This window comes from Accumulibacter sp., assembly GCF_029255145.1.
In the GTDB taxonomy this organism is placed as follows: domain Bacteria; phylum Pseudomonadota; class Gammaproteobacteria; order Burkholderiales; family Rhodocyclaceae; genus Accumulibacter.
In genome coordinates this window covers 24,111-46,604 of the sequence record NZ_JAPUVQ010000064.1, presented here as the reverse complement: position 1 = coordinate 46,604, position 22,494 = coordinate 24,111, and the positions used below count along the sequence as shown (strand labels likewise).

General features: G+C 63.6%; 19 protein-coding genes and 1 tRNA gene. 13 read left to right on the top strand and 7 right to left on the bottom strand.

Annotation, left to right across the window (positions count from 1 at the left end):
* The first annotated feature begins 2 nt into the window (after nucleotides 1–2).
* From bamA to Q1L50_RS06740, 9 genes are all read left to right on the top strand, one after another.
* The gene (bamA, locus tag Q1L50_RS06780; protein ID WP_300336973.1) at nucleotides 3–2,285 is read left to right on the top strand and encodes an outer membrane protein assembly factor BamA; all 2,283 of its coding nucleotides are present in this window, start codon (nucleotides 3–5) and stop codon (nucleotides 2,283–2,285) included.
* Between the two features lie 51 nt (nucleotides 2,286–2,336).
* Nucleotides 2,337–2,819, top strand: a complete 483-nt coding sequence (locus tag Q1L50_RS06775) for an OmpH family outer membrane protein (protein ID WP_300336971.1) — start codon at nucleotides 2,337–2,339, stop codon at nucleotides 2,817–2,819.
* A gap of 29 nt (nucleotides 2,820–2,848) precedes the next feature.
* On the top strand, nucleotides 2,849–3,880 hold the full coding sequence (lpxD, locus tag Q1L50_RS06770) for a UDP-3-O-(3-hydroxymyristoyl)glucosamine N-acyltransferase (RefSeq protein ID WP_300336970.1): 1,032 nt from the start codon (nucleotides 2,849–2,851) through the stop codon (nucleotides 3,878–3,880).
* Nucleotides 3,881–3,885: 5 nt separating this feature from the next.
* Nucleotides 3,886–4,335, top strand: a complete 450-nt coding sequence (gene fabZ, locus Q1L50_RS06765; protein ID WP_300336987.1) for a 3-hydroxyacyl-ACP dehydratase FabZ — start codon at nucleotides 3,886–3,888, stop codon at nucleotides 4,333–4,335.
* An 8-nt stretch (nucleotides 4,336–4,343) separates the two neighbouring features.
* A complete protein-coding gene (gene lpxA / locus Q1L50_RS06760; RefSeq protein WP_300336968.1) occupies nucleotides 4,344–5,114 on the top strand; it encodes an acyl-ACP--UDP-N-acetylglucosamine O-acyltransferase in 771 nt (256 codons plus the stop codon).
* A complete protein-coding gene (gene lpxB / locus Q1L50_RS06755) occupies nucleotides 5,111–6,301 on the top strand; it encodes a lipid-A-disaccharide synthase (RefSeq protein ID WP_300336967.1) in 1,191 nt (396 codons plus the stop codon). The genes lpxA and lpxB overlap by 4 nt, the downstream gene beginning before the upstream one ends.
* Complete coding sequence (rnhB, locus tag Q1L50_RS06750) at nucleotides 6,276–6,881, top strand: ribonuclease HII (protein WP_300336965.1); 606 nt, start codon at nucleotides 6,276–6,278, stop codon at nucleotides 6,879–6,881. Before lpxB ends, rnhB begins: the two co-directional genes overlap by 26 nt.
* Nucleotides 6,878–7,693, top strand: a complete 816-nt coding sequence (locus Q1L50_RS06745; protein WP_300336963.1) for an RNA methyltransferase — start codon at nucleotides 6,878–6,880, stop codon at nucleotides 7,691–7,693. Before rnhB ends, Q1L50_RS06745 begins: the two co-directional genes overlap by 4 nt.
* A gap of 119 nt (nucleotides 7,694–7,812) precedes the next feature.
* Nucleotides 7,813–8,415 carry a hypothetical protein gene (locus Q1L50_RS06740; RefSeq protein WP_300336961.1) on the top strand — a complete coding sequence of 201 codons (603 nt, stop codon included), beginning with the start codon at nucleotides 7,813–7,815 and terminating at the stop codon, nucleotides 8,413–8,415.
* A 132-nt stretch (nucleotides 8,416–8,547) separates the two neighbouring features.
* On the opposite strand, the gene Q1L50_RS06735 is transcribed toward Q1L50_RS06740, so the two are convergent.
* Both Q1L50_RS06735 and queA read right to left on the bottom strand, forming a co-directional pair.
* On the bottom strand, nucleotides 8,548–12,744 hold the full coding sequence (locus tag Q1L50_RS06735) for a DEAD/DEAH box helicase (protein ID WP_300336959.1): 4,197 nt from the start codon (nucleotides 12,742–12,744) through the stop codon (nucleotides 8,548–8,550).
* 76 nt (nucleotides 12,745–12,820) lie between these two features.
* Nucleotides 12,821–13,894, bottom strand: a complete 1,074-nt coding sequence (gene queA / locus Q1L50_RS06730; RefSeq protein ID WP_300336957.1) for a tRNA preQ1(34) S-adenosylmethionine ribosyltransferase-isomerase QueA — start codon at nucleotides 13,892–13,894, stop codon at nucleotides 12,821–12,823.
* Nucleotides 13,895–14,074: 180 nt separating this feature from the next.
* On the opposite strand from queA, the gene Q1L50_RS06725 reads away from it, so the two are divergent.
* Nucleotides 14,075–14,161, top strand: a tRNA-Leu gene (locus Q1L50_RS06725).
* A 103-nt stretch (nucleotides 14,162–14,264) separates the two neighbouring features.
* Nucleotides 14,265–15,167 (top strand): 1,4-dihydroxy-2-naphthoate polyprenyltransferase, encoded by a 903-nt coding sequence (locus tag Q1L50_RS06720; RefSeq protein WP_300336955.1) that lies wholly within the window; start codon nucleotides 14,265–14,267, stop codon nucleotides 15,165–15,167.
* Between the two features lie 28 nt (nucleotides 15,168–15,195).
* Here Q1L50_RS06720 and cobA read toward each other — a convergent pair whose 3' ends face one another.
* Complete coding sequence (gene cobA, locus Q1L50_RS06715) at nucleotides 15,196–15,960, bottom strand: uroporphyrinogen-III C-methyltransferase (RefSeq protein WP_366145220.1); 765 nt, start codon at nucleotides 15,958–15,960, stop codon at nucleotides 15,196–15,198.
* A 205-nt stretch (nucleotides 15,961–16,165) separates the two neighbouring features.
* Here cobA and Q1L50_RS06710 point away from each other — a divergent pair, with 205 nt between their 5' ends.
* Together Q1L50_RS06710 and Q1L50_RS06705 are read left to right on the top strand one after the other, a co-directional pair.
* Nucleotides 16,166–17,851, top strand: a complete 1,686-nt coding sequence (locus tag Q1L50_RS06710; RefSeq protein ID WP_300336953.1) for a nitrite reductase — start codon at nucleotides 16,166–16,168, stop codon at nucleotides 17,849–17,851.
* A 112-nt stretch (nucleotides 17,852–17,963) separates the two neighbouring features.
* Nucleotides 17,964–18,296 (top strand): cytochrome C, encoded by a 333-nt coding sequence (locus Q1L50_RS06705; RefSeq protein ID WP_300336952.1) that lies wholly within the window; start codon nucleotides 17,964–17,966, stop codon nucleotides 18,294–18,296.
* A gap of 106 nt (nucleotides 18,297–18,402) precedes the next feature.
* Here Q1L50_RS06705 and Q1L50_RS06700 read toward each other — a convergent pair whose 3' ends face one another.
* The 4 genes from Q1L50_RS06700 to Q1L50_RS06685 form a co-directional block, all read right to left on the bottom strand.
* Nucleotides 18,403–19,293, bottom strand: coding sequence for a pyruvate, water dikinase regulatory protein (locus Q1L50_RS06700; protein ID WP_300336950.1), 891 nt, complete (start codon nucleotides 19,291–19,293; stop codon nucleotides 18,403–18,405).
* Nucleotides 19,277–20,029, bottom strand: coding sequence for an SDR family oxidoreductase (locus tag Q1L50_RS06695; RefSeq protein ID WP_300336949.1), 753 nt, complete (start codon nucleotides 20,027–20,029; stop codon nucleotides 19,277–19,279). The genes Q1L50_RS06700 and Q1L50_RS06695 overlap by 17 nt, the downstream gene beginning before the upstream one ends.
* A 233-nt stretch (nucleotides 20,030–20,262) precedes the next feature.
* Nucleotides 20,263–21,999 (bottom strand): hypothetical protein, encoded by a 1,737-nt coding sequence (locus Q1L50_RS06690; RefSeq protein WP_300336948.1) that lies wholly within the window; start codon nucleotides 21,997–21,999, stop codon nucleotides 20,263–20,265.
* A 34-nt stretch (nucleotides 22,000–22,033) separates the two neighbouring features.
* Complete coding sequence (locus Q1L50_RS06685; protein ID WP_300336947.1) at nucleotides 22,034–22,417, bottom strand: GtrA family protein; 384 nt, start codon at nucleotides 22,415–22,417, stop codon at nucleotides 22,034–22,036.
* Nucleotides 22,418–22,494: the final 77 nt, after the last annotated feature.

Below are 22,494 nucleotides of genomic sequence, written 5' to 3'. Positions count from 1 at the left end.
TCATGAAGAGAAACCTGCTCGCAGGTCTGGTTGCCACCCTTTTTGCCTCTTGCGCCGTGGCCATGGAGCCGTTTACGGTCCAGGACGTTCGTGTCGAAGGCATTCAGCGTGTTGAAGCAGGGACGGTTTTCAGCTACCTGCCGATCAAGGTCGGCGATACGATGAATGACGAAAAGGCAGCGCAGGTCATCAAGACCTTGTTTGCCACCGGTTTTTTCAAGGATGTCCGGATTGAAGTGGCTGGTTCCGTGCTCATCGTCGTGGTCGAGGAGCGCCCGGCGATCGCCCAGATCGACTTCGTCGGCCTGAAGGAGTTCGACAAGGAGCAGTTGCTCAAGGGCCTGAAGGAGGTTGGTATCGCGGTATCGCGCACCTTCGACCGCGCCACGCTGGAAAAAGCCGAACAGGAACTGAAGCGCCAGTATCTGTCGCGGGGCAGGTACGCGGTGACCATCACTACCACCATCACGCCCCTGGACCGTAATCGCGTGGCGATCAACTTCAATGTCGACGAAGGCGAGACCGCCAAGATCAAGCAGATCAACATTGTCGGGGTGCACGCGCTGAAGGAGAAGGACTTGCTTGCAGCGCTCGAACTGAGGACGCCCAACTGGATCAGTTGGTACACCAAGAGCGACCAGTACTCCAAGCAGAAGCTTTCCGCTGACCTCGAAACGCTGCGTTCGTATTACCTGGACCGTGGCTTCCTGGAATTCAACGTCGAGTCGACGCAGGTGTCGATCAGCCCCGACAAGAAGGACATCTACATCACGATCAGCATCGTCGAGGGCGAGCGCTATCTGGTGTCTTCGGTGAAACTCGCGGGCGATCTGACGCTGTCGGAGGAAGAGTTCAGGAAAGCCGTCAAGGTCAAGCCCGGGGATGTCTTTTCCCGCGAGAAGCTCAACGAGAGCACCAAGGCGATTGCCGACAAACTCGGCGCCCAGGGCTACGCATTTGCCAACGTCAACGCTGCACCGGAAATCGACAAGGAGAAGCGCCAGGTCGCGTTCACCATTTTCGTCGACCCCGGCAAGCGAGCCTACGTGCGGCGGATCAACATCACCGGCAACACCAAGACGCGTGACGAAGTAATCCGCCAGGAAATGCGCCAGATGGAAGCGGGCTGGTATGATGCCGAGCGGGTCGTGGCGTCACGCGCCAGGATCGACAAGACCGACTATTTTTCCGAAGTCAACGTTGAAACGCCGCCGGTGCCCGGAACCATCGACCAGGTTGATGTGAATGTCAATGTCGTCGAGAAGTCCACTGGTAACATCTCCATTGGCGCCGGCTATTCAAGCTCGGAAAAAGTCATCCTCTCCGGCTCGATCTCGCAGTCCAACATTTTTGGCAGCGGCAAGTTCCTGTCCTTGCAGTTGAACACCGGCAAGTTGAACCGTACCGTCGGCATCAACTATACCAATCCGTACTTCACGGTTGACGGTATCAGCCAGGGCTTCGACGTCTACTACCGCACGCTCAACCCGACCTCTCTCGGCTACGCCTTCCAGTCCACCTCATACGGCGGCGGCATCCGCTTCGGCTATCCGATTGGTGAAAAGCAAACACTCAACTTCGGGCTGGCGGTCGATCAGACGACCATCGACATTACGCCAATCACCCTGGCAACCCCGATCCAGTACATCCAGTTCCAGGCGCAGCACGGAGACTCGAACGTTACCGTGCCGGCGACGGTGTCCTGGACCCGGGACAGCAGGGACAGCGCCATTCTTCCGACCAGCGGTGGAACCCAGAAGGCCGGACTGGAGGTCGCCATCCCTGGCGCCGACTTGACTTTCTATCGCGCGACCTATCAGATTCAGCAATACTTCCGGCTCTCCAAGGACCTGATTCTGATGCTTGGCGGCGATCTCGGGTACGCCAACGGCCTGCAGGGACAGACGCTGCCCTTCTACAAGAACTTCTATGCCGGCGGTGTCGGATCCGTGCGTGGCTATGACACCGCGAGCCTCGGTCCGGTCGATCCGCTATACCCCGACACGCGCCTCGGTGGCACGCGCAAGGCGGTCTTCAACTCGGAGATCCTGATGCCCTTCCCGGGGCTCGACAAGGCATTCCGTTTCGGGCCGTTCTTTGACGCCGGTAACGTATTCACCGATAACTACACCTACGCAGACCAGGGATTGAGGATGTCGGTTGGTCTCACCGCGACCTGGCTTTCGCCGCTGGGGCCGTTGAAATTCAGCGTCGGTCAGCCGATCAACGAACAAAGTAATGATAAACTCCAAAAGTTCCAGTTCCAGTTTGGGACGACCTTTTAACTCGGGAGAATTAGCTTGAAGAAGACGATTGCCAGACTGCTGGTTGCGTTGATGGCCTCGCTGCCGGTGTCTTACGCGTCGGCGGTAGAACCACTGAAGGTCGGGTACGTCAATACCCAACGTCTCTTTCGTGACGCACCTGCGGCTGTAAGAGCTGCGAAGAAGATCGAGCAGGAATTCTCCAAGCGGGACCAGGATCTGCAACGTCTTGCCAAACAGGTGCAGGGCTTGCAGGAGACGCTCGAGAAGAATGGCCTGACAATGGCCGAGGCGGATCGTCGCACCAAAGAAAAGGATCTTGGCGAGTTGTCGCGCGAGTTCCAACGCAAGCAGCGCGAGTTCCGCGAGGATCTGAACCTGCGCCAGAACGAGGAAAATGCGGCGATCATTGAAAAGGCCAACAAGGCGATCAAGCAACTCGCAGACAGCGAGAAATACGATCTGATCGTTCAGGACGTGGTCTGGGTCAGCCCGAAACTCGATATCACCGACAAGGTGATCAAGGCCTTGTCAGACCCCAAGGACGCGAAGTAGGCGCCACCCGGTCAAGCAATGGAGTGCAGGTGTCAGGAGGTCTGCGGCTAGACGAAATCGTCGCCCGTCTCGGCGGGGTGCTCGAGGGTGATGGGGCGGTGGTGGTCCGGCAGGTGGGCAGCCTTCTTTCGGCAGGGGAGGGCAGCATTGCTTTTCTTGCCAATCCAAAATACAGGCAGCAACTGCATCGGACACAGGCTGCCGCGGTAATCTTGCCGCCACAGTTTTCCGCTGAGACCTCGCTGCCGCGCATCGTTTACCCAAACGCTTACGCGTACTACGCTCGCGTCGTGGCGCTGCTCAATCCCCCCTTGCGGGGCCGCCCCGGGGTTGGTGCCGGCGCGGTGGTGAAGTCGGCATTGCCCGATTCGGCGAGCGTTGGCGAGAACGTTGTCATCGGCGAGGGTGCGACCATCGGCGAGAACGTGATCGTCCATCCGGGATGCGTGATCGGCGACGGAGTCGCCATTGGCGACGATTCGCTGCTTTACCCGAATGTCGTGATCTATCGTGGCTGCCTGATCGGCAAGCGGGCGATCATCCACGCCGGTGCGGTGATCGGCGGCGACGGCTTCGGCTTTGCCAAGGATGGCGAGCGGTGGGTGAAAATTCCGCAGGTCGGGCGGGTGGTGATCGGTGACGACGTCGAGATCGGGGTTAACACGTCGATCGACCGCGGCGCGCTCGACGACACGGTGATCGGCAATGGCGTCAAGCTCGACAACCAGATTCAGATCGGGCACAACGTCATCATTGGCGACCATGCGGCGATGGCCGGTTGTGTCGGCATTGCCGGCAGTACCAGGGTCGGTCGTCGGTGCACGGTTGGGGGGGCCGGGATGATCATCGGTCACCTGGAATTGGCCGACGACGTGCACATTTCGGCGGGCAGCATGGTCACCAGGAGCCTGCCCAGGGCCGGTCAGTACACCAGTATCTTTCCGCTCTCGGCGCACCACGAATGGCTACACAACGCGGCACACATCAAGCGTCTGGCGAGACTCGCCGAACGGGTCGCCGAACTTGAGAAGAAACTCGAAATAAGGGACATATCATCTTGAACGCAATGGGCATTCACGATATTCTGGAGCACTTGCCGCACCGCTATCCCTTCCTCTTGGTCGACCGCGTGGTCGACTTCGAGCTTGGCAAGGCGATCCATGCGTACAAGAACGTGACGGTCAACGAACCTTTTTTCGTCGGCCACTTCCCACATCACCCGGTAATGCCGGGGGTGCTGATCATGGAGGCGCTGGCGCAGGCGGCGGGCATCCTGTCGTTCAAGACGATGGGCGTCAAGCCGGACGCGAACTCCGTCTTCTACTTCGTCGGCATTGATGGCGCGCGCTTCAAGAAACCGGTGACCGCGGGCGACCAGTTGCATCTGCATGTCCAGATCGTGCGTCAGCTGCGCGGCATCTGGAAATACAAGGCGGAGGCGCGGGTGGACGGGGAGATCGTCGCCGAAGCCGAGCTGATGTGCGCCAAGCGTGATGTCGCCGGAACCTCTGGGTGACCGGTGCCATGATCCATCCAAGTGCGATCATCGATCCTGGTGCGCAGCTTGGCGCAAATGTTTCAGTCGGTGCGTACTCGATCATCGGGGAACACGTGCAGATCGCCGACAATACGGTGATTGGTCCGCACGTTGTGATTTCCGGGCGGACTCGCATCGGGCGGGACAACCGGATCTTCCAGTTCTGTTCGCTTGGCGAAGTGCCGCAGGACAAGAAGTATGCCGGCGAGCCGACCTGCCTGGAAATCGGCGATCGCAACACGATTCGCGAGTTCTGTACCTTCAACACGGGCACCGCCCAGGATGTCGGCATCACGCGCGTCGGCGACGACAACTGGATCATGGCCTATGTGCATATCGCGCATGACTGCCAGGTGGGCAACCGCACCGTGTTCGCCAACAATGCGCAGCTGGCCGGCCATGTACACATCGATGACTGGGCGATCCTCGGTGGGTATACCGGTGTGCACCAATTCTGTCGTGTCGGCGCGCATACCATGACCGCCGTCGGGACGGTGGTTCTGCAGGATATTCCGCCATTCGTGATGGCCGCCGGCAATACCGCCAGCCCGTTCGGCATCAACGCCGAAGGGCTCAAGCGCCGCGGTTTCTCGCCGGACGCGCTGCTGGCGTTGAAGCGCGCTTACCGGACGCTCTACAAATCGGGCCTGATGCTCGACGAAGCACGCGCCAAACTCGATCAGGAAGTCCTTGCCCATCCGGAAATCAAGCCACTGATCGACTTTCTCGCGGTATCGAAGCGCGGCATCATTCGATGACCGTGGCGGTGCCGGTCCGGATCGCCATGGTCGCCGGAGAAGCGTCCGGCGACCTGCTCGCCAGCCAGCTGATGCAGGCACTCCAGGCCAGGCTTCCCGGCGCCGTCTTCTTCGGTGTTGGCGGGCCGCGAATGCTCGGCATGGGTTTCCAGTCCTGGCATCCGCTGGAAAAACTGTCGGTCCGCGGGTATGCCGAGGTGCTTCGCCACTATCGTGAAATCGCCGCGATTCGCCGCGACCTCCAACGACGGCTGCTGGCCGACCCACCTGATGTCTTTATCGGCGTTGACGCGCCGGATTTCAATCTGGTTCTCGAAAGAAAGCTCAAGCGGCACGGTGTTCGGAGCATCCATTACGTCAGCCCATCGATCTGGGCCTGGCGTGGCGCGCGTATTCACAAGATAGGCACAGCGGCTTCCCGCGTGCTGACCCTGTTTCCGTTCGAGACGGCTCTTTACGAGCAGCAGGGTATTCCGGTGAGCTATGTCGGCCACCCGCTGGCCGACATGCTGCCGCTGGAAGACGGCCGCGATGTCGCCAGGACGCTGCTCGGACTGCCGTCGCAGGAGCCGGTTTTCGCGCTCCTGCCGGGCAGCCGCCAGGCGGAATTGCAGTACATGGCGGACACCTTCATCGAGACTGCGCGCCGTATCCACGCGCAGCTCCCCGACGCGCTTTTTCTCGCGCCGCTGGCGACGCGTGAAACGCGCGTTCTGTTTGAAGAGGCGCTGCACCGCTGCCAGGCGCAACAACTGCCGATTCGTCTGCTGTTTGGCCATGCGCACCAGGCGATGATGGCCGCCGACGCGGTCCTGGTCGCCAGTGGTACCGCCACGCTCGAGGCGGCGCTGCTCAAGCGACCGATGGCGATTGCCTACAAAATGGCGCCGCTCTCGTATCGGATCATGCGTCGGATGGGTTATCTGCCCTATGTCGGCCTGCCGAACGTGCTGGCCGGCAAGTTTGTTGTTCCTGAGTTCATCCAGGACGAGGCGACACCTGAAAACCTCGCGCAGGCGCTGCTCAACCTCTACGCCGACAAGACCGCGTGCCAACGGATCAGTGCGCTGTTCCGCGAGATGCACCTGCAACTGCGCCAGAATGCCGCCGAGCAAGCCGCGGCGGCGATTGTCGGCGAGCTGCCGGCGGTTGAGCGTGTCCATGCAGCCTTTCCTGCTGCCGTCTGACGGTCTGGTCTGCGGGGTCGATGAGGCCGGCCGCGGTCCACTGGCCGGACCGGTGGTCGCCGCTGCGGTGATTCTCGACCCGGCCAGGCCGATCGCCGGCCTGAATGATTCAAAGAAGCTTTCTGCCGGAAAACGGAACGTTCTTGCTGCCGAAATACGCGCCACGGCGTTGGCCTGGGCAGTCGCCGAGGCCAGCGTCGAGGAGATCGACCGAATCAACATCCTGCAGGCCAGCCTGCTCGCCATGCAACGCGCGGTCACGGCACTCGCCGGCGCGCACGGCCCGATTGCCCCCAGCCACGCCCTGATCGATGGCACGCATTGCCCGCGGCTGCCGTGTTCGGTCGCAGCGATCATCGGCGGCGATGGCAAAGTCGCGGCCATTGCCGCGGCGTCGATTCTCGCCAAGACGGCTCGCGACGCCGGCATGCTTGCTCTGCACGCCCGCTATCCCCAATATGGCTTTGATCGACACATGGGCTATCCCACCGCACTTCATTTGCAGGCGCTGCGCGAACACGGCGCGAGTCCACACCATCGCCGCAGTTACGCACCGGTGGCCCGACTCAGCCAGCCATGAAACGGATCACTTCGCGCGAAAACCCGCATTACAAGGCTCTGCAAAGGCTGTGTCAGAGTGGTCGGGAACGGCGCAAGAGCGGCCGCGTGCTGCTCGATGGCCTGCACTTGATCGAAGCATACAGCCAGCACTACGGGGTCCCCGGGGAGCTGGTGGTCAGCGATAGCGGTGCCTGCCGGCCGGAAACCGCCCGCTATCTTGAGGGCCTGGTGGCCGCTACGACGGTCACCTGTTTCGCCGACGCGCTGTTCGGCGATCTGGCGGTGGTTGACGCGCCGAGCGGAATCATGGCCATCGTCGGTCAGCCGCAACCGGCATGCGGCCTCGATTGCGATGCGGATGCGGTGCTGCTCGACGGCGTGCAGGATCCGGGCAATCTCGGTTCCATTCTGCGCAGCGCCGCTGCCGCCGGTTTTCGGCAGGTCGTGCTATCGGTCGATTGCGCGCAGGCCTGGTCGCCGAAGACCCTGCGTGCGGCGATGGGCGCGCATTTCCAGCTCGACATCCATGAACACGGCGACCTGGCCCGTTTTCTCGCCGCCTATCGCGGGCAGTCGGTGGCGACAGTGCCGGGCGGGTCGAGCAGCCTCTATTCGGCTGATCTCCGTCAGCCGTTGGCCTGGGTATTCGGCAGCGAAGGGCTGGGCGTCAGGCCGGACGTCGTCGCCGCGACGCAGCTGCAACTGCGCATTCCGATGCCCGGCACCAGCGAGTCACTAAACGTCGCGGCCGCCGCTGCGATCTGCCTTTTCGAGACGATACGGCGTCGCCACGCTGCGCAGTCGTCCCTGACCACGGCAGCTTCGGGCTAGCGGTCGCTGAGCCGTCGCGTCTGGCGTCTTACTTCGCGTCCTTCCGGCAGTCCTGCGTGAAATCGCTGACTTCCTTGGTAACGTTAACTTCCAGGCCAACCGGACGAGGAGAGCAGCTAATGGACGAGATCGTGAACACGACACACGCAAGCCACGGCGACAGCCTCGAAGAGGTACGTCAGCGATTCAAGTGTTGGCGAGTAGGCCGTGGGCGCGGTGAGCTCATCCATCGCGAGTCAAGGGTGGGGGCGGTGGCGATTGCACGTGAACCGGGGCCGAACATCGCCGCACGGGCGCTGCAGGTTGACTTCGATCACTTGAAGAGGGGCCAGCAGGAGCAGGAGGCGGCAGGTGGCGCATTGCCAGCCAGCAGAGGAGGAGAGCAGTTCGTCGAGTTGCCACATGCGCCCAACCGTGAGCCACCCGCTCGGGTTCTCTGCGAGTGCGCGATTGAATTCGAGAACATGCGCGGCGTGCGCATGCGGGTGGAACCTAGTGGCCAGGGGCCCGTCGACAGCGTCTGGAAGCCGATCCGTTCAGCGGCGGCGTGTTCGTCGTCCGCAACAGCGCCCGTACCGCCGTCAAATCCTCGTCTACGACGGCCAGGGTTTCCGGCTGTGCAAGAAGCGTTTATCGAGCGGGCGCTGTGCCTTCTGGCCAGACGGCACGGCGCCGAACCAGGAACTCGAGGCCTGCGCGTTGCAGGGGCTGCTGATGGCTGACGGCCCCGTGCAGGCGGGTGCGGCGCCGGCCAGCCGGCAGCGAAGTCAAACGCACAGCTCCCAACTGGGTTGATATTTGTCTTGACTCAGGGGGCCGCTTTGTGCCGCCAGACGCGCGGCCGTAGCGCCGCCTCATCGCCCGCGGATCAGTGCCACAAGATCCTCGGTCGAGGGCAAGGCGCTGGCTTCGCCTTCGGCGAGGATGCTCTCGGCGAGCGCGCGCTTCTCGTGGTGCAGGTCGACGATGCGCTCTTCCACCGTGCCCTTGGTGACCAGCCGGTAGACGGTCACCGGCCGCAGCTGTCCGATGCGGTGCGCGCGACCCATCGCCTGGTCTTCGGCAGCCGGGTTCCACCACGGGTCGGTGATCACCACGTAATCGGCGGCGGTCAGGTTGAGACCGAAACCGCCGGCCTTGAGGCTGATCAGGAAGAGGTCGCCGTCGCCAGCCTGGAAAGCGGCGACGCGGCGCGTGCGCTCGGCCGCCGGGGTCGCCCCGTCGAGGTACTGATAGGTGATTCCGGCCTGGTCCAGAGGTTCACGCAAGACTTGCAGGAAATCAACGAACTGGCTGAAAACAAGTGCTTTGTGACCGTTTTCGACGAGTTCGGCGGCGAGTTCGGCGAAGGCCTGCACCTTGGCGCCGGTGATCCCGAATTCGGGACTGCTGAGGCGCGGATCGCAGGCGGCGCGGCGCAGGCGCGTCAGTTGCGCGAGGATGTTGAAGCGCGCCTGCGCCTGCGGCGCACTATCGAAGCCGGCGTCGATCTCGCTCGCCGCTTCGCGGCGCAGTGCTTCGTAGTGCGCGGCTTCGGCGGCCTCCGGGGTCACGGTCAGGATCAGTTCGGTGCGCGGCGGCAGTTCCTGCAGCACTTCCGACTTGCTGCGGCGCAGGACGAAAGGCCCGACCAGGCGCTTGAGGACGTGCTGCGCCTCGCGGTCGCGGTTACGTTCGATCGGCCCGGCGAAGCGTTCGTTGAAGCGGTTGAGGGTGCCGAGCAGGCCGGGGTTGGCGAAGCGCATGATCGACCAGAGGTCGGCCAGCCGGTTTTCCACTGGCGTGCCGGTCAGCGCCAGGCGAAAATCGGCATTCAGCGCGAACACCGCCTGCGAGCGCTTGGCGGCGGCGTTCTTGATCGCCTGTGCCTCATCGGCGATCACGGTGTGCCAGCTGCGCCCGGCGAAGCGCTCCTGCGCCAGTTGCAGCAGCGTGTAGGAGACGATCAGCAGGTCCTGCGGGCCGGCCCTGTTGACCAGATCCTCGCGGTCGCCATCGCTCGCTTCGCTGTAGATTCGGACATTCAGGCTGGGCGCAAAGCGCTGTGCTTCGGCCAGCCAGTTGCCGCACACCGAGGTCGGCGCGATGACCAGCGCCGGGCCGGCGGCGCGTTCGAGGAGCACGCCGAGCGCTTGCAGGGTTTTGCCGAGGCCCATGTCGTCGGCCAGGCAGCCACCCATGCCGGCGGTCGCCAGGCGAATCGCCCACTGGTAACCGTCCTCCTGATACGGCCGCAGGCTGGCCTGCAGCAGGCTCGGCAGCTTCGGCTGGGTGGCCTGCGCCTGCCGCAGGCGGTCGATCGCCTGGCGAAAATCCTTGCCGGCTTCGAGTTCGGTTCCGTCGAGAATCTCGTCGAGCCAGGCGGCGGCGATGGTCGGCACCTTGCCGCCGTCCTTGTCGGTTTCGAGCACCGCCGCCAGGTCGCTCAACTTCTGCTTCAGCGAGCGGGTCAGCGCGGCATAGACGCCATTGCCCATGGGGATGAAACGGCTCTTGTCGCGCGCCGCGCCGAGCAGCGTTTCGAGCTGCAGCACCAGCCCTTCGTCGAGCGTCGCGCTGCCGGACAGCCGGAACCAGTCGCGCTCGCGGCTTACCCTGACGCCGAGCTGGCGGCTGTCGAGGGTCAGCACGCGCACGCTCTTGCCCTTGGGCCACTCGACCGCGGCCACCGCGGCCAGCGCCGGCAGCGCTTCGACCGCCGCCAGCGCGTGTTCCGGGTCTTCGATCAGCCACTCGCTGACGCCGTCGCTGCTGTCGAGGAAGGGCAGCGCGTCGAGCACCGCTTCGAGATGCCGGCGCTCGGCGGTCAGGTCGCGTTCGGTGCCGACCGTCTCGCCGCCGAGGACGGCCATCAGGCGAAGTCTGCCGGCGGCTGCCGGCAGCCGCGGTCCATCGGCTCCGAGCGGTGCCACCACCAGACGTAGCGCCAGGTCGTCGCCAACCGGCGAAAGCTCGGCGCGCAGCCGCGAGTCGCTGGCGACCTGCCGGGTCGCCTGTGCCGAATCGGCATGGACCTGGAAGTGCGCGGTCAGCGCGTGCAAGGTCTTGGCCAGTTCGGCCGCCGCGTCGGCGGCGTCGGCGGGGACCGAAAAGCGACCCGAGACCAGCTGAATGGCTTGCTGCTGAGCTGGCGTGAAGCGCACCAGGCGCAGGCGCTGCGGGCCGTCCTGAACGAGCGTCAGCAGACGCAGCGCCTCGGCTTCGCGACGCTGATCGGCGTCCATCGCGTAATAGCCGTTCTGGTCGCCGACTGGCCGCAGGGGTGGCTCGACGCGCATCACGAAGCGTTCGCCCTGCCGAAGCAGTTCAAGTTCCGGCGCCGCTTCGGACAATTCGACGAACTGCTCGGGTGCGTTGGCCAGGACGATGCACGGGTGGCCGACCAGCGCGACGATCGCCGCCGCCAGGTCGACGTAGTAGCGATTGCGGTAGCCGCGCTCGGGGCGCAGCGCGCGCGCGACCTTGGCGTCGCAAGAAGCCAACTGCTCGTTGCCGGCGATTCTCGCCAGGCTCAGCGCTCGCGGCCGGCCCCAGGCGGCGCGCTGGCCGCGCTTCTGTTCGAGCGGCCTGACGCCGAGCAGATCCCCGTGCCGGCCGATGTCGAGTTCCCACAGCAGCCGCGACGACTCGCCACCGGCGCTGGCCGGTTGGTTGCCGCCCAGCGCTTGCAGGGCGATCAGGACCTCGCGCCACTTCTCGGCAGCGCCAGCGACAAAGAAGCCGGCGGGCGGTTCGCCGCCGTCGAGCACCGCTTCGCAGCCATCGAGCAGGCGCAGCGGCGTCTGCAGCCGACAGCTCTGCAGGCGCTGGCGCAGAAAGTGGATCGTCGGCCGCCACTCGGTGGCCGGTACTCGCGGATCGGCTTCGGCGATCATTTCGCGGCCAAGCCAGGCGGCGAGCAGAATCGCCCACAACGCGTCGAGCGTCCACCGCGCCTGCGGTTCGCCGACGGGAGTGAAAACCGTGCGGTTGATCGACGTCTTGCCGAGCCGCACATCGATCGCGTGCACCCAGCGTCCCCAGCTGTCGTGGGGGCTGGGGTCGCGCTTGCCGGCCTCGCCAGCGCAAAACCTGCGTGCCAGTTCGAGGTGTCTGGGGGTCGACTGGGCGAGCAGCGACAGCGGATAGAGCCAGGCGAAACTGAGCGGCAGCAGATTCTTGGTACCACCGATTTCGCCCTTGCGTTGTTTCAACGCCGCTTCGAACGCCGCCTGCCCGTCCGCCCACCGGCCTTCAGCGACCAGCGCCGCAGCGCGCAGGCCCGCCGCCAGACCGTCTTCGAGCTCGGGTAGCGCAGCGTGCAGCAGATCGCTGTCGCCGCGTTGCACGGCCAGGTCACCGAGGGTCAGGCACAGGTCGTCGGACAGGTCCTCAGGGTGGCGTCGCAGCTGGTTGCCGGCCCATTCGGCGATCGACAGGTACTCCGGGGCCCAGTACAGGCAAAGGGTGGCGACCGCCTGGTAAGCGAGGCGTGATTGCCAGAGTGGCTCGATGCGTTCGAAACTTGGCCCGTCAAAGGGCAGCAGAATGGCTTTGACCATGATCTGCGACCATTCCATCGATCGGCTCAGGACGTTCTTGAGGTGCGACAGCTCCTCGCTGGGCGCGCCCGAATAGAAGCGTGCACGGACGTAGGCGATGGTCGTCGGTACGCTCGCGGTGGGCCAGTAGTAGGTCGATCGCGATGGATCGAAATGATCCAGGTCGGCGATCAGCTGCGCCAGCGTGCTGCCGGGATGGGTTTCGAGCAACTGGCGGTACAGCGGCGCGCGTAGCGCGTCCACCAGGTGAAAGGTGGTGGCGCGCGAGGGCTCGTCGACCAGCAGGCCGCTATCGCGGAGTTTCTGCGTTGCCGACTTGACGTCGCTGGCGGTGAACGCCTTGCCGGCACTGCTCGCCAGCCCGGTCAAGGCCAGCAGGCGGTGGACGTCGGTGTTGGTGCGAAAGGTCCACAGCAGCGCGCAGGCCAGCGCAACCTGATGCGTGTCTGGCGCTAGTCCGAGTTTGTCGAGTTGCTCGATGGCGCTGCGATTCAAGGATGGCTTGTTCATTGACGGGCGAGGGCTGAGAGGTGGGGATGCCGGAAGGCAGGACGGTGGGAACAGGCGGCCGGACGGGGGGCGAGACTCATCTTCTGGTCAGCAGCATGGCGTCGCCGTAGCTGAAGAAGCGGTAGCGCTGGGCGATCGCGTGCCGGTAGGCGGCACGGATCGGTTCGAGTCCGGCGAACGCCGAGACCAGCATCAGCAGCGTCGATTTCGGCAGGTGGAAGTTGGTGATCAGCCGGTCGACGACCTGGAAACGGTAGCCCGGGGTGATGAAGATGTCGGTCTCGGCCGCGCCAGCACACAGCGCACCGCCCTGCGCGGCGGCTTCGAGGGCGCGCAGGCTGGTCGTCCCGACGGCGACGATCTTGCCGCCGCGGGCGCGGGTGCGGCCGATGGCGGTGACCGTCGCCGCCGGAATGACGAAGCGTTCGGCGTGCATCCGGTGCTCGGCGACCCGATGCGCGCGTACCGGCTGAAAGGTGCCGGCGCCGACGTGCAGCGTCAGCCAGGCTACTTCGACGCCGCGCTGCGCGAGTCTGGCGAGCAGTGCGTCGTCGAAATGCAGACCGGCGGTCGGCGCCGCGACGGCGCCGGGGTGGCGGGCATAGACCGTCTGGTAGCGTGCTTCATCGTCGGCACCCGCGGGGTGCGTGATGTAGGGTGGCAGCGGCAGCCGGCCGTGCGCGTCGATCAAGGTCCACAGGTCGCGACCGCCGGCGGGCTCCGCTTCCGGATTTGCTTCCGGCGCCATTGGCGGCTCGAGCTCCAGGTCGAAGAATTCGCCTTGTTCGCCGCTGCGGCCGCGAACCACCAGGCTGATCGCGTTTTCGAGGACGATCCGGCTACCGGGCCTGGGCGACTTGCTGGCCCGGATTTGCGCCACAGCGTGGCGGGCGTCGACGATGCGCTCGATCAGGACTTCAATTTGACCGCCGCTTTCCTTGTGGCCGAAGAGCCGCGCGCGGATCACGCGCGTGTCGTTGAACACCAGCAGGTCGCCGGCATCGAGCAGATCCGGAAGAGTGCTGAAGCGACGGTCGCAGAGAGCGAAATCGTCGACCTGCAGCAGCCGGCTGGCGGTCCGTTCGCCGCTCGGGTGCTGGGCGATCAGCTGGTCGGGAAGGTCGAAGTCGAAGTCGTCGAGGGTCAGCATGAAAGGGTTTGCCAGCGATGGTTTGTCGAGGGATGGCCGCCGGCGCTACAAGGGCCGATGTTAGCCGGAATTGGCCCGAGGCGGGCGGAAGCGGGTGATTTTGGCCGTCTTGCGGCTTGTCGACGGCCAGGGAATCGGCGATAATCCGCAGCTCTTCCGGCTCGGGAACTTCGAGCCAAAGCCGAGATGGCGGAATCGGTAGACGCAGCGGACTCAAAATCCGCCGATGGTGACATCGTGGGGGTTCGATTCCCCCTCTCGGCACCACCCACAACAGCACTCGCCTGCAAGGGCGCGCATCATAACACGCCGCGTTCGGGCCACCCGGAGCAGCTGACCGGGTGACCGGCGCGCGGGAGGCTACTTTGCGGTGAACGATTGCGCTGCGCAGCCATCCGCCTTCGGCGCCTGGTGGCTGGCCATTCGACCGAAGACGCTGACGGTGGCCGTTGTTCCGGTGGTCCTTGGTCATGTCCTGGCATGGGCTCAGGCGGGAAGCCTGCACTGGCCGGTGGCGCTGGTCGCCTTGCTGGCGGCGTTGCTGATCCAGATCGGAACCAACCTGCACAATGACGTCGCCGATTTCGAGCGTGGCGCGGACCCGCCGGAACGTCTGGGACCGCCGCGCGCCACCGCCATGGGCTGGCTGCCAGCCGCTGCCGTACGGCGCGGGGCTTGGGTTGCTTTTGCGCTCGCCTTCAATCTGGGAATCTACCTGGCGTACCAGGGCGGCTGGCCAATCGCGGCCATCGGCCTGGCGTCACTGCTGGCCGGGTGGGCGTACACCGGCGGTTCGCGCCCGATCGCCTATACGCCGCTCGGCGAACTGTTTGTCCTGCTGTTCTTCGGTCTGGCGGCGGTGGGCGGCAGCTACTACCTGCAGAACCTTTCGATCAGCCCGACCGCGCTGCTGGCCGGCGCGATGCTGGGCTTGTTCGCGGCAGCGGTGATCACCGTCAACAATGCGCGCGACCGCGAAACGGATTCCCGCGTCGGCAAGCGGACCCTGGCCGTGGTCCTTGGTCGGCGCGCGACAGCGTGGATTTATGGAGCGGAAATGCTGCTTCCCTTTGCGCTGCTGCCCTGGCTGGCCGCGCTCGCCGGACGCGGCTGGTCGATGGCGTTGCCCTTGCTGGCGCTGCCACCGGCGCTGTTGTTGCTCAAGCGCTTCGGCGGAGCGCTGGCGGGGCCTGTTTTCAACGAACTGCTGGCCCGTACTGCCCGGCTGCAGTTCATCTTCGGAATCCTGCTGAGCCTGGCGCTGGTCGCGTAAGCGGTGGTTGCCTGCGCTTGCACGCGTGTCAGGACCGGAACCAGGCCAGCTTCTCTTGCAGACGGACGACCGTGCCGACGATGATCAAGGCCGGCGAAGCGATGCCCGCCGCTTCCACTTTCTCCGGCAGCGTCGCCAGGTTGGCGGTCACCACCCGCTGCCGCCGGGTAGTACCGTTCTCGATGATCGCGGCCGGGTGGTCTGCTGGCAAGCCGTGCGCGATCATCTGGCGGCAGATTTCGGCGAGGCCACCGACTCCCATGTAGAAGACGACGGTCAGCCGCGGACGCGCCAGAGCCGGCCAGTCGAGATTGATCGTTCCGTCCTTGAGGTGGCCGGTAGCGAAAGCCACTGCTTGGGCGTGATCCCGATGGGTCAGCGGGATGCCGGCGTAGGCCGCGCAGCCGGCAGCCGCGGTCACTCCCGGTACGACCTCGAAGGGGATCCCCGACTCGACCAGAGTCTCGATCTCTTCGCCGCCGCGCCCAAAGATGAAAGGGTCACCCCCCTTGAGGCGGACTACGGTTCTGCCGGCGCGCGCCAGGGTCACCAGCAGCCGATTGAGCTCACCTTGCGGTACGGTGTGATTTGAACTCTTCTTGCCGACGTAGATCTTTTCGGCATCGGGACGCGCCAGTGCCAGCACTCCTTCCGCAATCAGATGGTCGTAGACGATGGCCTCCGCTTCGCCGATCAGCCGCGCGGCGCGCAGGGTCAGCAGATCAAGGTCGCCAGGGCCGCTGCCGACGAGGTACACGGTTCCGGTTGACGGCGCAGGGGGCTGTTGACTCATTTTTCTTCCGATTCTTGCTGAGGTGCAAGCATAATCGCCTCTCGCAGGTTATTTCAACTCGAACGCCACCTTATGTATTCTGCGAGCAAGGATATTTGATGGAGGTCAAGGAACGGAGCCCTGCAGACATGTCATCCTGCGGCGAGTCTGACACGGATGTTACCCGGGCGACAGTCGAGAAACTTCAAGAGGAGAGGAAACAAGCATGCAGAAGGTAATTCGTAACGTATTGATGCTGGCTGCGCTGCCGTTCGCTATGAACGTGGCATTTGCAGCGAAGGCCGAAAAGGCTGCTGCACCAGCCCCCGCCGCAGCACCGGCAGCGGCGGCAACGCCGGCGCTTTCAGCCGAGGACAAGGCGGCCGCGGGCAAGACCTACTTCGAACGTTGCGCCGGCTGTCACGGAATGCTGCGCAAGGGCGCTACCGGCAAGAACCTCGAGCCGGCAAACACCGCCAAGCTCGGCTCGTCGCGCCTGGAAAAGATCATGTCCTACGGGACTGAAGGCGGCATGCCCAACTTTGACGACATTCTGTCGAAGAAGGAAATTGCCCACATGGCGCAGTACGTTCAGATGCCGGCCGATGTCCCACCCGAGTGGGGGATGAAGGACATGAAGGAGAGCTGGAAGCTGCATGTGCCGGTCGCCCAGCGTCCGACCAAGCAGATGAACAAGGTCAACCTGAACAACGTCTTCGCGGTGACCCTGCGTGACTCCGGTGAAGTTGCCTTGATCGACGGCGACACCAAGGAGATCTGGGGTATCGTCAAGACCGGCTACGCGGTACACATCTCGCGTATTTCGGCGTCTGGACGTTATGTGCACGTGATCGGCCGTGACGGTCGTTACGACCTGATCGACATGTGGTACGAGAAGCCGACCATCGTCGCCACCATGAAGGCCGGCTACGAAGCACGCTCGATCGATACCTCGAAGTACAAGGGCTACGAAGACAAGTACGCGGTGGTCGGTGCCTACTGGCCGCCGCAGTATGCGATCCTCGATGGCGAAACGCTCGAGCCCTTGAAGCTGATCTCGACGCGCGGCGTTACGGTCGACGGCGAGTACCATCCGGAGCCGCGGGTGGCTTCGATCGTTTCCTCGCACGACAAGCCGGAGTGGGTGATCAACGTCAAGGAAACCGGCATGATCAAGCTGGTGGACTACTCCGACATCGCCAACCTCAAGGAAGTCACGATCAACTCCGCCAAGTTCCTGCACGATGGCGGCTGGGATTCGACCAAGCGCTACTTCCTGGTCGCCGCCAACGCCTCGAACAAGGTTGCGGTGGTGGATACCAAGGAAGGCAAGCTGGCAGCCCTGGTCGACACCGCCAAGATCCCGCACCCGGGTCGCGGTGCCAACTTCACTCACCCAAAGTACGGTCCGGTCTGGGCAACTTCGCACCTTGGTGCCGACGTGATCACCGTGATTGGCACCGACCCGGCGAAGAACCCGCAGCACGCCTGGAAGGTCGTTCAGGAACTGAAGAATCACGGCGCCAACTCCTTGTTCGTCAAGACGCATCCGAAGTCCAAGAACCTGTGGGCTGATGCACCACTGAACCCGGATCCGCAGCTTGCCGGCTCGGTCAGCGTCTACAACATCGACGAACTGGGCAATCCCGAGGCCAAGTCGCAAGTGATCGATATCGCCGGTGCGGCCAATCTGGGCAAGACCAAAGGTATCCAGCGCGTGGTGCATGGCGAGTACAGCGAAAAGGGTGACGAGATCTGGTTCTCCGTCTGGACCGGCAACAAGACCGAGCCGTCAGCGATCGTGGTCCTCGACGACAAGACCCGGAAGGTCACGAAAGTGATCAAGGACCCGCGTCTGGTCACGCCGACCGGCAAGTTCAACGTCTACAACACCCAGCACGACATCTACTGATCTGTCGCAGTCGTCGGAAGTGATGCCGGGGGGCTCCACAAGCCCCCCGGTTTTTTTTTGTCCCGTTTGCCGGCATAATCGGCGCGACTCTATCTGCCGGAAGGAAGAAGCAATGAAGATGCAGACCCTGCTGCTGTCGGCCGTGATGTGTTCGCAACTGGCCTTCGCCGCGCCTCCAGCCGTTGATCCGGCGATGCTCGAACTGGCCGACCAGAGCCGTTGCCTGCTCTGCCACGACGTCGATATCACGGTACGCGGTCCTGCCTGGCGCGACGTTGCCAAACGTTATCGCGGCAAGCCGGAGGTCGAGGAGGCGCTGGTCATCAAGGTGCACGATGGCGGCGGTGGCGCCTGGGGCAACGACTACATGTCGGCCAACAAGCGTGCCGGGATGGACAATATTCGCATCCTGGTGCGCTGGATCCTTGCGCTGCCCGACTCCTGATCGTCGTTGCGGTGATGGCGAGGCGGTGACTCGCGCTGTCATCGAGTTCCGCGGCGCGCTGCCGCCCGGTTGCCGCGTCAGCTGCGGTCCGCTGCTGGAAGGTCGGCTACGATGCGCCGTTGGCACGTGCCCTGAGCAGGTCGATGATCATCGCTGACGTCTGTTCGATCGAGCGGTGCGTGACGTCGATGATCGGCCAGCCGCGTGCGACGAACAGGCGCCGCGCTCCTAGCACCTCCTTGCGCAGTTCGGCGAAGTCCGTGTAATCGCTGGTCTCCGATTCGTTAAGCGCCTTAAGACGGGCAGAGCGAATCCTGGCGAGGCGAGCGGGGTCGACGGTCAGCCCGACGACCAGCGGACCTGTCGCAAGCAGGAGTCCGACCGGCGGCGGCGCGCCGGGGACCAAGGGAACGTTGGCGGCCTTGATGCCACGCGACGCCAGATACATGCAGGTCGGCGTCTTGGTCGCCCGCGAAACGCCGACAATGATCACGTCGGCGCCGTCGAGGTCGTCGCTGGCGATGCCGTCGTCGTGCGCCAGGGTATACTTCATGGCCTCGATGCGACGGTAGTAATCCTCGTCGAAGGCGTCGCGCGAACTGTTGTGGAACTGCACGGCGGCACCCGAGTACTCGGCCAGACGGCCGATCAGCGGTTCGAGGGCAAATTGACAAGGGACCAGCAAGCGGCCACAGCCTTCTTCCAGCGCCTGGCGAAGGTCGGAGTGACTGACGCTGTGCAGGACGTAACCCGGCGCTTGCGCCACCGCGCCCAGGATTTCGGGAATCTGGCCGAGATGGCGGACCATCTTCCACAGCCGACGCTCGACCTGAACGCCTGCGAGTTGGGCGATAGCGTTGCGTGCCAGCAGTTCGACCAGCTCGCCCGAGGCATGCGAAACCAGATGCAGCACGAGCGTCTTGTCGATCGCCTTGGTCGCCGTGCCGGGCGAAGCGGCGATCACGCCCGGCGGCGCCGAGTCAGCGATGGTAACCACCGTCAAGCCGCAACACGGTGCCGTTGATCATCACGTTCTTGAGAACGTGCAGGACCAGCATGGCGAACTCGGCGGGGTCGCCGAAGCGGTGCGGGAAGGGGATCTGGTGAGCCAGCCGGGAGTCTAGGTTCTTTTCCATGGCGAACAGCGTTTGCGTGCCAAACAGGCCTGGTGCAATACCGACGACCCGTATCCCCAGCGGGCCGAGCTCACGCGCGGCGGGCAGAATCATGCTGACCACACCTCCCTTGGATGCGGAATAGGCGGCTTCGCCGCTCTGCCCGTCATAGGCGGCGACCGACGCCGTCGACAGGATCACCCCGCGTTCGCCGTTGGAGCGTGGCTTCAGGCGGGCCATGTCGGCAGCCGCCAGGCGCATCATGTTGAAGGTCGAGATCAGGTTGACTTCGACGAGCTGGCGGAAGTCCTCCAGCGGCATCGGGCCATTGGCGCCCAAGGTCGGCTCGGAGTGGCCGCGGCCAACGCAGTGCACCAGCACGCGGGCTGCCCCATGCGCGTCGCGTGCCATGCCCAGGGCATTCTCCGCGGACAGCGAATCGGCGACGTCGCACGGAATGGCCAGCGCGCCGATCTCGTCGGCGACCTTCTGCACACCCGCAGTGTCGATGTCGATCACCGCCACCTTGGCTCCCGCCTCGGCAAGATAGCGTGCCGTCTCGGCGCCCAAACCCGATGCCGCCCCGGTGACCACCGCCGGACACGCCCAAAGGTCCATCCACTGCCTCCCTGTCTCGCCGACGCTGCAAGTGCCGGCCAAAGCGCGCATTATGGCCTGTCGGCTGGCGACGCGCAAACCGCACCGCGAGCGTTGGCAGCGAGGCGCGACGGCGCCGGAACACGAAGGCTTGGCTGCTCGACCGCCAGCGCACATCGATGCTGGCGCAGCTGGCGCGTTCGGGCAGAGCGTCGCTACGGCAACTCGGCCACCACGGTGCGCGAGATGCTCTCTCACACCTCCCGGGACAGCCAGATCTGGATCCTTTGACGACCGAAGGGGTAGGTCGCCTCGCCGCAATAGCGGAAACCGACCGGGAATCCGGAAAGCATTTTGGGGAACTGCGGCTTGCTGCCGTCGGCGTTCAACAGGATGGCTACGATGCTTGAAGCGAGAACACCGGGCGGTGCGTGGTGCACCACGGCGTCCGCCTGCGCAACATTGTTCAGCCAGGGAGTCAGCACCGGCACCGCCTCAAGAATCAGCGCCACGCCGGGGATGTTGTACAGGCCGAGGAATGGTGTGCCGCGAACAATGTTGCAGGTTCTTTCCGCCGCTTTGAGGTCGCCGACAAACTGCGCCGTCTCGGCATCTACCCGTATCGTTCCCAGATCGCCGACAATCACCGGTTGAGATTGGGAGACAAGCGGTGTCTGCAAGTGGTAAGGCATCCTGAAACCACTGCTAATGATTTGCGCAGAAATAGTCAGGACAAAAGCCGCGCACAAGGTCAGGGCCAGCGTCCTGTCGGTGTTTCTATGGAAATCGCCATTGACCACCACGCCCAGCGCCACTCCCCACGGCGCCAGAGAAACGATGATCTGCGTAAAAATCGCGTTGCCCGTTCCGACGGCAACCGTGTAGGGCAGAACAGCCAGTCCGGCCACCAGCGCGACGGCGTGCCGGTCTTTCCTCCAGGCCGGCAACGAAACCAGCAGCGCCAACAGAAACAATACGAAAGCAGCCTGGATCTGCAGAACATATTGATCGACGCCGCCAAGCAGGTACCCACCGGTCACTAACGTATAGGCGAGCGACAAAATAGCGACGCCAGCAAAGATCGGGCAGCGAGTCAGCAAGTACATCGAAACTGCCAGAATTACGAACAGAAAAGCGTGGAAGGCCTCGACTGCATAGCGAGAAAACTCGACCAGATATCTGGTCAGCCTGGCACCAACGGGTTCAACCTGAACCATTCTGAACAACTCCATGCCCAGACTCAGGGCGGCCTCGGCATCCGCGACGGTCGTTTGGCTTACGACCAGAGCGAAAACACAAGAGACCAGGCCACCGAGCATCGCCAGTAAACCAATGACCTTGTCCCGCAGTGCTTGACCAGAAACAAACAGACAGACGGTCAGGAGGCCCATCGAAGCAATCCCGGAAGACGGCTTACTGATGAATTCCACGCTCAAAGCGCCACCGACCAGGAACAGCATAGCCGTTCGGCGCCAGTTGCCAGACTCGCGAAACGACACGAAAAGCAGGCCGGCAGCGGCGTACGCTCCGGCAGAAGCCAGCAAATTGTAGCAAGGGGAGAGATTGATTGTTGCGGCATATAGCAGCGCGCCGACAAGCGAAGCGGCGACCACCTGGACCCGCGCGCCAAAGCTTTCCGGAAATTTCAAGCTGGTCCGCGACAAGGCCGAGATGGCCCCAAGTGCCAGCAGTGTCGCGCCAGCCACCAGCAGTGCCATCCCGGCTGCCCGGAAGCTCGGCACGCTTCCCGTGAGTTGCCACAGACCGCCCGTTATCCACTGCTGTGCGCTGATGTAGAGCTTTACCGCCTGCGGATGCATGGCGAGAAGGAGGTAATATGCCTCGTCGGTGATTTCCAGCCCCCGATCGAGGGACCAGAGGCAAAATGCGATTACCAGCCCGGCGCTGACAAGAATCGCGCCCCGGGCTGCACGATCGATACTGGAAAGCCATTTCCCGGAAACTACCTTGTGCTGGTCTGCAGGATTCATGATAAGTAGAAGTGGGCCTGCGCGGAGCGGCGAGTCAACGCAGGGACCAGAATTTTGTGGCAGTGAAATTGAAGATTACCACCAGGGGAATCAGCAAGAGCTGGAGGTAAAATGGATCGAGAAGAGTGCTCTTGACCAGGTAGTCCAGGGCCAGCATGTTCAGCGCCAATGACAGCAAACCGGTTGACAGGAATTTGATAAATCTGCTGCGAAACTGAATCGTCTTTTCCGGTTTGAACACCCAGACAAAATTTGCCACGTAGGAAAAAATCATGCCGAAAAACCAGGCGGTGGCCAGCGACATCAGGTGGTTTATCGCCATCACCTTCAACATCACCGAAAAGACGATGAACGTGAGTACAAAGTTTGCCGCGCCGACCAGCGTGAATTTGGTGACTTCTATTCGGAGTTGGTTCATCGTCTATTGTTGGTCACGCCCGGTTGGCGCCGTGGCACCGTGCCGCCAGGCAGTAGTCCATATTTCGTCGACCGGCA